Raw genomic sequence first — 12514 nt, 5'->3', positions numbered from 1 at the left:
CAGTTAAACATTAAAGCTTTCGCCACAACCACACTCATTATGCGCATTAGGATTATTGAATTTAAAACCTTCATTTAATCCTTCTTTAACAAAATCAAGTTCAGTGCCATCAATATAGACTAAGCTTTTTTTATCCACGATAACTTTGACATTTTTGTCTTCAAATACACTGTCATCGTCATTAATCGTATCAGCAAACTCTAAAACATAAGCCATACCCGAACAACCAGATGTTTTAACGCCTAATCTTAGACCGATTCCTTTTCCACGATTAGTTAAAAAAGCTTGAACACGATCAGCTGCACTAGTGGTTAATGTAATAGCCATTAACTTTGCCCTTTTTTAGTCTTATAGTCATCAATTGCCGCTTTGATTGCATCTTCAGCTAAAATTGAACAGTGAATTTTAACTGGCGGTAAAGCGAGTTCTTTAGCAATATCCGTATTTTTTATTGCTTGTGCTTCATCTAAAGATTTACCTTTAATCCATTCGGTAACTAACGAACTTGAAGCAATTGCGCTACCACAGCCATAAGTTTTAAATTTCGCATCTTCAATAATGCCATCATCATTCACTTTAATTTGAAGTCGCATGACATCGCCACAGGCTGGTGCACCAACCATACCACTACCAACATTCGGATCGTTTTGATCGAACGATCCGACATTGCGAGGGTTTTCGTAATGATCGACTACTTTTTCACTGTATGCCATAATTTACTCCTAATTTTAATGGGCTGACCATTTTATTTTTGATAAATCAACACCATCTTTAAACATTTCCCAAAGTGGAGATAAGTTTCTTAATTTATCAATAGAGTTTTTGATTAACTCAATAACATAATCCACTTCTTCTTCAGTACTAAATCGACCTAGTGAAAAACGGATTGAGCTATGTGCTAATTCATCATTAAGACCTAGTGCCCGCAATACATAAGAAGGTTCTAAACTCGCTGACGTACAGGCTGAGCCAGAAGATACAGCCAAATCTTTTAATGCCATCATTAACGATTCACCTTCAATATAAGCAAAACTGACATTTAAAATATTTGGTGCACTGTGTTCTAAAGATCCATTTAGATAAACTTCTTCTATATCTTTTAAACCGTTCCATAACCGATTTTTGAGTGCCAATAGACGTGGCATTTCAGTAGCCATTTCTTCTTTTGCTATCCGATATGCTTCACCCATACCAACAATTTGGTGCACAGGTAGCGTTCCAGAGCGCATACCTCGTTCATGACCACCACCATGCATTTGGGCTTCGATACGAACACGAGGTTTACGTCTTACATATAGCCCACCGATACCTTTTGGACCATAAATTTTATGACCTGAAAAAGACATCAAGTCTACTTTCAATTTGGTTACATCAATCGGTAATTTACCAACAGCTTGGGTTGCATCCACGTGAAAAACAATGCCTCTTTCACGACACATTTCACCAATTTTTTCGATATCTTGTATGACGCCTGTTTCATTATTAACGTGCATGATTGATACCACTGTCGTATCACTACGCATTGCCGCTGCAAGTTTGTTTAAATCTAATATTCCATCAGATTCAGGTGCTAAATACGTTACTTCATAACCTTCACGCTCAAGTTGGCGACAAGTATCAAGCACGGCTTTATGTTCAGTTTTACACGTAATAATATGTTTACCTTTAGCTTGATTAAAGTGTGCTGCACCTTTAATGGCTAAATTGTCCGCTTCAGTCGCGCCAGAAGTAAAAACGATTTCTCGTGAATCGGCACCAATAAGATCGGCTATTTGATTTCGTGCAATATCAACCGCTTCTTCAGCTTGCCAACCAAATTTATGTGAACGAGATGCGGGGTTACCGAAAATACCATCCAAGGTTAGATACTGCATCATTTTTTCAGCAACTCTAGGATCGACAGGCGTTGTTGCTGCATAATCCATATAAATAGGTAGTTTCATTAAATACTCCCAATGACAAAATCTGTGTGCAAATTTTATTGCTTAATTTATTGATATTAGATTGCTTTGTCGACTAGCCACTTCTTTAACTTCTTTATTATTGACTAATTCGCTTAAAGTGATACTTGTTAAAAACTCATCGATACGTTCACTTAGGTCATTCCACAACGTGTGAGTTAAACATCTCACGCCACCTTGACATCCATCATGACCATAACATTTTGTTGCGTGAACCGTTTCATCGACGGCTTTAACAATTGAACTAATCGCAATTTGATCCATGCTTCGACTAAGCACATAGCCACCACCCGGCCCCCGAACACTAGAGACCAAACCATGTTTACGTAAACGGGCAAATAGTTGTTCAAGATAGGAAAGTGAGATTTGTTGACGTTCTGAGATATCTGCAAGTGATACGGGCCCTAAACCAGAATGTAATGCAATATCCAACATTGCAGTTACTGCATATCTCCCTTTTGATGTCAATTTCATTATTTATTCCCCTTTATATATGGAAGGTATTTTATATATCCTTCAATTTTAGTCAAGTATTTAGTTGACTATTTTAGTGGGAATTAAACCTTAAGTTCTTTCATCGACGAACAATGGTGAAATATGCTAATCTAGTAAACTAATTTGATATAGGAGTTGAGCAATGAAATCACTATTAAAGTGTATTTTAATAATAGGATTACTCTTTACTAAAAGTGCAATCGCGGTTAATACGCAGCAAGATTTACGAGCTAATTACAAAAAATGGCTTAACTCATATCAATCACTCAATCTTAATGAACAAACCGCTCTTTTAAAAGAGCTAAAAGATTACCCACTGTATCCTTATGCTGCAGTACAATATTTTCAAACAAATATCAAAACGGTTTCCCCAGACATGGTGAGCAATTTTGTCACTCAGTATAGTAAATTTCCGTTAACAGCATCATTAAGTCAATCTTTCTTATCAGAATTGACCAATCGTCAAGATTGGGCTGCTATTGTTGACTTTCCTAAAGATAACTCAATTCAATCTAACTGCCGTTATCAATACGCTTTGTTACAACAGGGTAATCAATCTGTTATAGAGACAGTAGAATCATTGTGGCTAACAGGAAAAGAATTACCTTCTGCCTGTGATCCTCTTCTTAATGCATGGAAAGATGCTGGAAAACAAACAAACAATATCATTTTGTTACGAATTGAACTTGCCATAGAAGCGAATAATTTAAAATTAGCACGATATTTAATCAATTTATTAGATAATGACTATAAAACAACCAAAAGTAATTTATATGCTTTATTAGATAATCCGAAAAAATTAGAGGATTTCTCTAAAAATATCAAAACCAGCAATTTTACTAAAAAAATTGTATTGGCTTCTTTTCCTCGAGTAGTTAAAGCGGATATGAATTTTGCGCAAATACTATTGCCAAAACTGGTACAGCAGCAACATCTAAGCGAAACCGAACTCATTGCATTACAAAAAAATTTAGCAAACAGATTTTTCAGTGATTCTGCGACAAATGAGCAAATTAAATGGCGTGATGATTACATTTCCAAGTATCATGATACAACGTTAGTTGAAAAACGCATTCGTGTTGCGATTGATGAAAATAATTATAAAGATATTGCTTATTGGTTATCACAATTAACACCCGAAGATAAATTAAAAGAAGAATGGCAATATTGGCAAGCTCGCGTCTATTTAGACCAAAACAAAAAAAATGAAGCCAATACCATTTTGAAAAAATTATCGGCTAATCGTGGATTTTATGGCATGGTCAGCGCTCAATTGCTTAAGCAAAAATATTCTCTTAACAACCAATCCAGAAAAATTACACAAGCCGAGATAGCAAATTTAAAATCTAAGTATGATAATCAAACTGTTATAAAACGAATTAAAGAATTACGTTTCTGGAAGAAGTTAACAGAATCAACACGCGAATGGCGCTTTATGTTGAATAATCACGTTGAAAATAATGAATATTTAGATTTAGCTCAATATGCTTATTATAAAGGTTGGGGAGATCTTAGTATCCAAGCAACAATATCTGGAAAACTTTGGAATAATTGGACAGAGCGCTTACCTATTATGTATGAAGATATATATAAACAGGCATTAAAAGGTAAAGAGATATCTCTTTCTTATGCTCTGGCTATATCTCGTCAAGAGAGCGCTTTTGATGCCACGATACAATCACCAGCTGGGGCAAAAGGTTTAATGCAATTAATGCCTGCGACAGCAAAAGAGACAGCAAAAAAAGTTAGCTCAATTAGTTATACATTAACATCTCAGCTATCTGATCCCATGACAAACATAGAATTAGGGACATATTTTCTTAATAATGTTTATCAACAAAATGCTAAAAATCGTATTTTGGCGTCAGCAGCCTATAATGCTGGACCAAGTCGAGTTAAACGATGGTTGAATAATAGTGATGGTAAACTTGATGCAGTAGCTTTTATTGAAAGTATTCCTTTTACTGAAACACGTAATTATGTTAAAAATGTTTTAGTTTATGATTATATTTATCAAAATTTGTTAGGTCAAAAAAGGCATAATATTTTTACAACAAACGAATTTAACAGAACCTATTAATGGTGGGCATTATGAAAACTCAAGAATGGAAACAAACAGTTGAAATACTACACCAAGCATTTAATGATGGTTATTCACTGGATATATTTAAACTCCTGCTAACCGCAGATGAACGTGATGCTTTAATTACCCGAGTGAAAATAATTCACTCTTTACTTGATGGTTCAATAAATCAAAGACAGCTTAAAGAACAATTAGGTATTGGTATTGCCACTGTCACACGTGGATCAAACAGTTTGAAAGAAGCATCACCAGAATTTAGACAATGGTTAGAAAAAACATTGTTAAATTGATTATAATGCTAGGTTATTACAATTAGTCACAAGATTGATTACAGATAACAACTTAGAATTACTACGAATTTTTCTTTAGAAGAACTTCATTTTCTGTTGCAACTGGCACACAATAATCGCATTCCATACGTTGGATATCTTTTGCCGTTTCAACCGTATTTTTATCTCGATTATGATGGATTTCAATTAAACATCCGGCACGTAAATGAACTTTTAAAGCTGGCATCGCAGCTAAATGCACCTGAGAAATAAAATCTTTAAAGTTTTCTGGTGTGCCAATATATTTAAAACAAAGATACAGACCACCTTCGCTAACAAACTGTTCAATATACTCAAGATGATTATTTTGTTCTAACGCTATAGTATAAAGTAACTCTTGTTCATTAGCATTTTCTTTACTTTTCAAGATACGGTTAAAAGCATAAATTTTATCCGGCAGAATTTCATTTTTATGGGTATAACGAGAAAGATAATTGTGAAAAAATTGCCCTCGCAACTTATTTTCTTCCTCTAATAATTTACTTAAATTACAGTTATTTTTATAAGTAATACCCCAAAATGTCTGTTTTGGCATATTAACGAATTTGGGTTCGGGTAATGTAAGCTGAGTTTTATTAAGTTCAATTGCTGGCGTTAATCCTGTCGGATCCCAAAATTCAGCGCGTCGATAACTTGCTGGGGTTTCATTGAACTGTTTTTTAAAAGAACGGGTAAATGTTTGCTGAGAATCAAAACGATATTGCATGGCAATATCTAAAATCGGTTTACTGGTCATTCGTAAAGAAAGTGCAGCATAAGTTAACCTACGATGACGAATGTAAGTACCAAGTACCTGACCGGTTACTTCTTTAAACATACGTTGTAAATGCCACTTTGAATAACCTGATTTTTGAGCAACATGATCAATAGACAAAGGCTGCTCCAGATTTTTTTCAATCCAAACGATAAGATCTGAAATAATGCTGACTTGATTCATAAAACCCCATCATAAAGTGAACTGGCAGACATCATGCGATTATGACTTAATCTTAGCAATAAGCAAGATTTAAATCCAAATTATTTAGTTTTTCTTAACAAAAAGAGTGTGTTCCTGCTTGATGCTCAGTCACATCTTTAACGCCTGCTAATTCAGGAAATTCCATTAATAATTGTTTTTCAATTCCTTCTTTCAACGTATAATCAACCATTGAACAACCGTTACAGCCCCCCCCAAATTGAAGGACAACATAATTGTCTTCCGTTAGTTCAATTAAACTTACCATACCGCCATGACTAGCAAGTTGAGGATTAATTTGAGTTTGAATCGTATAATTGACGCGTTCAATTAAAGGTGCATCATCGCTGACTTTTCTCATTTTGGAATTTGGCGCTTTTAACGTCAATTGCGAACCCAATTCATCAGTAACATAATCGATAACGGTTTCTTCTAAAAATGGTGCACTCATTTCATCAATGTATACCGAAAAATCTGCAAACTTTTCTTCTATATCACTATCTTCTACAGTATCAGCAGGACAATAAGAAACACCACACTCTGCACTTGGCGTACCAGGATTCATGACAAAGACACGAATTTGTGTATCTTGTGGTTGATTGGCTAGTAGTTTTTTGAAATGTTGCTGAGCTGATTCAGAAATGGTAATAATAGACATAACCCCTCACTTTTGATGCAATTAGGTAATAAACTAGCTAATTGATTTGTTGTAATAGTTGACTAACTATGTTGGTTATTATAGGGACTGTTTACAATTTTACAATACTGTGCGACATAAACAAATCACTTGAATATTCATTGCCCCGCATTTTTTTAGCTGCTGACTAACAGCATTTATTGTGTTTCCCGTAGTGACAATATCATCAATAAGCATCACCGATTTTTGAGAAAGATTTTTTCGACATTCATAAAGTGTTTCTACATTTTGTTTACGTTCTTTTAATGAAAGCTTTTTCTGATCTATTGCTCGTTGATGTCGATAGAGTAAATGAGGATAAAAATCACAATTTAACCATTTCGCTATCACTTTTGCCAACAATTCTGCTTGATTAAATCCTCTTGACCAATAACGTATATGATGTAATGGAACGCAAGTGACTAAATCCGGTTTTATGATTTCATTTGCAAGTCGTTTTTTATACCATGTTAAAAACATTAATCTTGCCAGTGCCAATGTCAGTTCCGTTTTATGATAAAACTTTAATTGCTGAATTAATTTTTTTAACGGATTAATGTATTCGCTAGTCGCAATTAATGTATCCCAATAGGGTTTATTTTCAAGACAACGATAACAAATCTGAGTGGATAAAGAATGCGGTAAACTACATTGCGGACATACCTTGTTTAATTTCGGTATGTTTTTTGAACATTGATAACAAATTCCATGATGTGCCAAATATAATGGCATATTGCATAAGAAGCAACGCATAATTCTCCAACTTTAAAAATAATGTCATCCAAAAATTTAAAACAATCATTTAATAAAGGATAAAACGTCAATACTAAGAGTTTGTTTTCAGACCATCGCATATCGTTAAAAAAATACTTTTTTCAGCCATAAAAATAGTACTCAAATGCAAAAACTTACTTATAATATCTTGTTTAACATGTTGAAAAATATTAAATAAACAATAACTCGAACTATTTCACAAAATTTTTTTGTATTTTGCACAATTGTTATTTAAATAAATTTTATATTCGGTATAATCAACAAACAAATGGACTAAGGAACAAATATAATGAATAAAATCAGATCATTAATCATCACATTGTGCTTAATTTTACTTTCACCCATTGCATTAGCAGATACAAAAGTATTGTTGCAAACCAGTATGGGGGATATTGAAATTGAATTAGACAATGAGCATGCACCAATTACGACCAAAAACTTTCTTGATTATGTTAAAAGTGGTTTCTATGAAAACACCACTTTTCATCGTGTGATCCCTAATTTTATGATTCAAGGTGGTGGAGCAGACGGTGAATTAAAATTTAAAGAAACAAATGCCCCAATTAAAAACGAAGCAGATAATGGATTAAAAAATGTGCGTGGTACGATTGCAATGGCCAGAACCGGTGTCATCGATAGTGCAACGAGCCAATTTTTTATTAATGTTGTCGATAATCATTTTCTCAACCACGATCCATCCAAAGATTATGGTTACGCAGTATTTGGAAAAGTGATAAAAGGAATGGATGTTGTTGATAAAATTGTCAATGTGCCAACTAAACGGATGGGCCCACATCAAAATGTACCGATTGAGCCAATTTATATTAAAAAAGCAATTATCATAACAGAATAAATGATTTTATTTATTCTACTTCATTTATTCAAAAGAACTGTCTTAATGATTTAAGACAGTTCAGTTTTAACATATTTTAATTAGTTCTATTTGTTTTATATTATCGCAAGCTTTTATTATCACAAGCTTCATCTATGCCAAGACTACAGGCTTTCTTAAAGTACTTAATGGCTAACAGTCTATTTTTTTCTACTCCTTCACCATTGTAATACATGACACCTAAATTATTTAACGCTTCTGGCGAATCTTGCTCCGCTGCTTTCTTATACCAGAACACAGCTGTTTCTTTATTTTTTTCGACACCTTCCCCTTCATCATACATTATCGCTAAATTATATTGAGCATCAACTAAACCTTGTTCGGCAGCTTTTTTATACCAATAAACAGCCTTTTGATCATCTTCTTCAACACCTTCACCTTCATCATACATTAGTGCTAAATAATATTGTGCCTGATCATATCCTTGTTCTGCTGATTTAGTTACCCAATGTAATACCTTATCGAAATCTCCCTCAACGCCCAAACCTTCCTCATAAGCTTGAGCTAAATAAAATTGAGCTTTTTTATCACCTTGTTCGGCTTCTTTTTGGCAAGCATCAAAAGCTTTATCATACTCTTCTGAATTCCAATATTTCTCACACTCGCCAGCGTAGGTTGCATTTGAAAACAATACTGTTAACAAAATAAAAAATACTTTTTTCATACCTTTCCTTATATCTCTAAATTATAAACATTTGACAAATTTTAAACTCTGCCTATTGTAGGAAAAAAACTCAAATTAGCAATAACAAAAATTATTAAGAATTATTAAACTAATCGGTTTTAATAAATAGATATTACATCCCTTAACAATGAATCATGCTTTTTTTAATTTACTCAATAAGTGAGCAATAGTTCTGACCCCAACACCTGTTGCTCCCGTTGCCCATAATGCAGTTGCACTTTTACGGAAAGTAGCTGAGCAATCGATATGTAACCAGTTTTGCTGATAATTTTTAATAAAATGTGATAAAAATGCCGCTGCAGTACTTGCCCCTGCTGTATTAGGTAATCCAGAATTAGACATGTCTGCAAAGGATGAAGGAAATTGAGAGCGATGAAATTCGGCTAATGGTAAACGCCAAAATGCTTCATGTTCAATATCGCTACTTGCCAATAACAATTGAGCAAATTTATCATCAAATGAAAGTAGTGATTGATAATCATTACCCACCGCAATTTTTGCTGCACCCGTCAATGTTGCACAATCGATAATATAATGTGGTTTATCATTATCGGCACAAATTAACCCATCGGCTAACACTAAACGACCTTCAGCATCGGTATTATCAATTTCAACTGTTTTACCATTACGATAACAAATAATATCCCCTAGTTTAAAAGCGCTACCACTCACTAAGTTATCTGCACAACATAGATAAAGTTTAATACGGTGATTTATGCCTCGTGCAATAGCAAGCGCTAATGCACCAGCGACTAGCGCTGCTCCGCCCATATCTGAGCGCATCGACTCCATAAAACTACTTGGTTTTAAACTATAACCACCAGAATCAAATGTGATCCCTTTACCCACTAAACAAGCAGTAATCGGTGTTGTTGGATTTTTACCCGGATTATAATCAAGTTCAAGTAGCGCTGCCAGTCTATCTGAGCCTTTACCAACAGTATAGATCCCCATATAATCATGCTCTTTTAATGCTTCGCCTGAAATAATTTTGTATGTTACGTCTGTCGAATATTGACTGATGAGTTTGGCACTTTGCGTAGCTAATTCAAGTGGGCTCAATGTTTCCGCTTGCTGGTTAACAATATCTCGACACCAATCAATAATGGCCAGACGATGTGTTAATTCTGCTTTATCTTTGCTATCCAGCTTTGCCCAAGTGACTTTATTGTTGTTTTTTGCATTACGATAACCCAACCAAAAATGCCAACAAGCTTCTAAATCCCATCCTTGACCACTAAGTTTAACCGATTTAATACATTGATTATCGAGTTTACGCCCTGCACGTTGAATTGCCCCTAAACGATGCTCAGTTTTATAATGAATGGTAATTGATTCATCTGAAAAACTCAGTAGTGCATCTTTACCCCATTGCGAGGGTGCAGGTTTTTCAGAAAGTAAAATAGATAACATCGACATAAGCAGAACTCCAATTATTGATAAAAATAAAACAATGGCTTAATTCTAATCAGAAACATGCTAATATAGCAAGCAGGTTAAGAATAAATAAGGATTCGTTATGACATCTGCTGTACCAATAAAAAATGGAATTAATTTTCGTGATTTAGGTGGAATTAAAACACAAGATGGACGTCAAATACGTAAAGGAAAATTATATCGTGCAGGTGAATTTTCACGTATTAGCGAACAAGAAAAAGACTTCTTAGCGAATGAATTAAAATTACACTACATTTTAGACTATCGAGATCCGAACGAAATCAATCGCTATCCCGACAATTTATGGCGTAATGCCAACTATATTAATGTTCCGGCAAATCCATTAAGTGATGAAGTGACAGCCAGTTTAACCTCAGAAATTGAAGATGATATTTTTACCATTAAAAAAACGTCACCCTTTGATTTTATGATCAAACTTTATCAATTATTACCTTTCAATAATCCTGCTTATCAAAAACTCACTGACATTTTATTAAATGGTAATGGGCAGCCCTTAGTTCAGCATTGTGCTGTCGGCAAGGATAGAACGGGCATTGGTGTCGCTTTAACACTGTTTGCATTAGGCGTGAGTGAAGACGTTGTCATGCAAGACTATCTACTTACCGAACAATTATTAAAAGATTTTCGTGACACCATTCTTAACCAGAATAAAAACCAATTAACGGCAACCGAACTTGAAAATCAAAAAGTGATTTTTGCTGCTAAAGAAGCATACCTAACCGCCGCAATAACGGCAATTAAACAGCGTTATCAGACTATTGATAATTGGTTAGCTCAGGAATATCAATTAGATAATAACAAAAGAAAGGTACTTCAAGACCTTTATCTAATTTAGACAATATTAACGATATAGATAATTAATCTATACATAAATAATAATCACATCAACGAAGTTATCGATTGAAATGTGAAGTCATAAAATAGCAATGTGAGGAAATAAAAATGTTAACCGATCAAATGGTCAAAAAGCTTAATGAGCAATTAAATTTAGAGTTTTACTCTTCAAATCTGTACCTACAAATGAGTGCTTGGTGTGATGACCAAAATTTTCCATCTTTCGGAAAGTTTTTAAGAGATCATGCGGGTGAAGAACGCCAACATATGGAGCGTTTATTTGATTATGTTTTAGATTGTGGCTCCTTAGCTTTAATTGGCAAAATTGAAGCCCCTGAATCACAATATCCTTCTTTACTTGAATTATTTAAAGTGGCTTATCAGCACGAACTTAAAATTACCAAAGCAATTAATGCGCTAGTTGATTATGCGTTAACACAGAAAGATTTTTCGACATTTAACTTTTTACAATGGTATGTTTCTGAACAACATGAAGAAGAAAAACTCTTCAAAAGCATTGTCGATAAACTAGAATTAGTCGGTGAAAATAAGCGTGACCTATTCTTTATGGATAAAGATTTTAACAAAACGTTAAGTGAATCAGGTTTATTAACGACCAACGAATAATTAATACAACATGTTAATCTGCTACATTTTTTATGTGGCAGATTAGCGCCTTTAACGTTGTAAGATAAACCTTGTTATTGGCACACTACTATTGACCGCCAAATGGACATCATCAATATGCTGATATTGATAATAAAAATGACTTGCAAAAGGAGCATGAATCAATTGGTGATTAAGGTCAATTTTCACAGATTTCATTTGCCAAACACCTTTCGCATACAGCTTTAAAGCAGACTCTTTTAACGTCCATAATTGCCAAAAAGCCGATAATGTATCGGTTTGCGCTATCATCCATTGATATTCATCATCATCAAAAAAGTTTTCTGCTACTTTTAAATAGTGTTTACGCTGGCGAGCAAGTTCAATATCTAAACCTACTTTACCGTTTAAAGATATCGCGACAGCTACCCTATCTTGGCTATGGCTGATATTAAAATCAGGAAGAGTTCGATCTAAAAAACATGGGCGACTATTTTCACCGATTACGATTGTTGGCAAGGTAGAGCAATGGCAATAGTGATTAAGCAAATCTGCTAATATCGAGCGACAGATTAAAAACTGTTTTTTACGTTGCCCATTCATCTGATTGGCATCGTTGATAATTTGCTCTGATAACAACGCATAATTAATTGTCGCCGTATTTAAATTGGCAAGTTGGACGATTAGCATAATTGAAAAGCCAGTATTCATAAAAATTATTTTTTACTATTTTAACAGCATGCTATGCTAACTGTTATTAAAATTT

The 12514-nt window shown here is 34.1% G+C and carries 15 protein-coding genes; 5 read left to right on the top strand and 10 right to left on the bottom strand.

Translation table 11 applies throughout. The features are described 5' to 3' along the window. Positions 1 to 3: 3 nt before the first annotated feature. Genes iscA through iscR form a run of 4 tightly spaced genes read right to left on the bottom strand, consistent with a single transcriptional unit; the run spans position 4 to position 2435 of the window. Positions 4 to 327, bottom strand: coding sequence for an iron-sulfur cluster assembly protein IscA (gene iscA, locus J3U36_RS05595; protein ID WP_065558573.1), 324 nt, complete (start codon positions 325 to 327; stop codon positions 4 to 6). Next, entirely contained in the window at positions 327 to 713 is a 387-nt protein-coding gene (iscU, locus tag J3U36_RS05590; RefSeq protein ID WP_065558572.1) for a Fe-S cluster assembly scaffold IscU, read from the bottom strand. The genes iscA and iscU overlap by 1 nt, the downstream gene beginning before the upstream one ends. A gap of 15 nt (positions 714 to 728) precedes the next feature. Next, positions 729 to 1943 carry an IscS subfamily cysteine desulfurase gene (locus J3U36_RS05585; protein ID WP_065558571.1) on the bottom strand — a complete coding sequence of 405 codons (1215 nt, stop codon included), beginning with the start codon at positions 1941 to 1943 and terminating at the stop codon, positions 729 to 731. A gap of 42 nt (positions 1944 to 1985) precedes the next feature. Continuing rightward, the gene (gene iscR / locus J3U36_RS05580; RefSeq protein ID WP_065558570.1) at positions 1986 to 2435 is read right to left on the bottom strand and encodes a Fe-S cluster assembly transcriptional regulator IscR; all 450 of its coding nucleotides are present in this window, start codon (positions 2433 to 2435) and stop codon (positions 1986 to 1988) included. A gap of 163 nt (positions 2436 to 2598) precedes the next feature. Here iscR and sltY point away from each other — a divergent pair, with 163 nt between their 5' ends. Together sltY and trpR are read left to right on the top strand one after the other, a co-directional pair. Continuing rightward, positions 2599 to 4536, top strand: a complete 1938-nt coding sequence (gene sltY, locus J3U36_RS05575; protein ID WP_267379654.1) for a murein transglycosylase — start codon at positions 2599 to 2601, stop codon at positions 4534 to 4536. A gap of 11 nt (positions 4537 to 4547) precedes the next feature. Continuing rightward, positions 4548 to 4829, top strand: coding sequence for a trp operon repressor (gene trpR / locus J3U36_RS05570; protein ID WP_218837341.1), 282 nt, complete (start codon positions 4548 to 4550; stop codon positions 4827 to 4829). 61 nt (positions 4830 to 4890) lie between these two features. On the opposite strand, the gene robA is transcribed toward trpR, so the two are convergent. The 3 genes from robA to J3U36_RS05555 form a co-directional block, all read right to left on the bottom strand. Further along, complete coding sequence (gene robA, locus J3U36_RS05565; protein ID WP_267379652.1) at positions 4891 to 5805, bottom strand: MDR efflux pump AcrAB transcriptional activator RobA; 915 nt, start codon at positions 5803 to 5805, stop codon at positions 4891 to 4893. A 94-nt stretch (positions 5806 to 5899) separates the two neighbouring features. Further along, positions 5900 to 6475, bottom strand: a complete 576-nt coding sequence (gene nfuA / locus J3U36_RS05560; protein WP_065558691.1) for a Fe-S biogenesis protein NfuA — start codon at positions 6473 to 6475, stop codon at positions 5900 to 5902. A gap of 105 nt (positions 6476 to 6580) precedes the next feature. Continuing rightward, a complete protein-coding gene (locus tag J3U36_RS05555) occupies positions 6581 to 7252 on the bottom strand; it encodes a phosphoribosyltransferase family protein (protein WP_267379649.1) in 672 nt (223 codons plus the stop codon). A gap of 310 nt (positions 7253 to 7562) precedes the next feature. On the opposite strand from J3U36_RS05555, the gene J3U36_RS05550 reads away from it, so the two are divergent. Further along, positions 7563 to 8126: a peptidylprolyl isomerase gene (locus J3U36_RS05550; protein WP_267379647.1), complete on the top strand. Its 564-nt coding sequence runs from the start codon at positions 7563 to 7565 to the stop codon at positions 8124 to 8126. A 100-nt stretch (positions 8127 to 8226) separates the two neighbouring features. Here the strand turns inward: J3U36_RS05550 and J3U36_RS05545 are convergent, their stop codons facing one another. Both J3U36_RS05545 and pepB read right to left on the bottom strand, forming a co-directional pair. Then, positions 8227 to 8829, bottom strand: a complete 603-nt coding sequence (locus J3U36_RS05545) for a tetratricopeptide repeat protein (protein ID WP_267358907.1) — start codon at positions 8827 to 8829, stop codon at positions 8227 to 8229. A gap of 153 nt (positions 8830 to 8982) precedes the next feature. Then, a complete protein-coding gene (gene pepB / locus J3U36_RS05540) occupies positions 8983 to 10275 on the bottom strand; it encodes an aminopeptidase PepB (protein WP_416379833.1) in 1293 nt (430 codons plus the stop codon). A gap of 94 nt (positions 10276 to 10369) precedes the next feature. Here pepB and J3U36_RS05535 point away from each other — a divergent pair, with 94 nt between their 5' ends. After that, entirely contained in the window at positions 10370 to 11143 is a 774-nt protein-coding gene (locus J3U36_RS05535; protein WP_267379642.1) for a tyrosine-protein phosphatase, read from the top strand. Positions 11144 to 11250: 107 nt separating this feature from the next. Beyond that, the gene (gene ftnA, locus J3U36_RS05530) at positions 11251 to 11769 is read left to right on the top strand and encodes a non-heme ferritin (protein WP_267358913.1); all 519 of its coding nucleotides are present in this window, start codon (positions 11251 to 11253) and stop codon (positions 11767 to 11769) included. A 51-nt stretch (positions 11770 to 11820) separates the two neighbouring features. Here ftnA and J3U36_RS05525 read toward each other — a convergent pair whose 3' ends face one another. Continuing rightward, a complete protein-coding gene (locus tag J3U36_RS05525) occupies positions 11821 to 12459 on the bottom strand; it encodes a 4'-phosphopantetheinyl transferase family protein (protein WP_267379640.1) in 639 nt (212 codons plus the stop codon). Positions 12460 to 12514 lie beyond the last annotated feature (55 nt).

The organism is Gilliamella sp. B3817 (assembly GCF_026536705.1).
Lineage (GTDB): Bacteria > Pseudomonadota > Gammaproteobacteria > Enterobacterales > Orbaceae > Gilliamella > Gilliamella apicola_I.
Note: the sequence above shows the minus strand (reverse complement) of the source record. Positions and strands in the feature narration are given on the sequence as shown.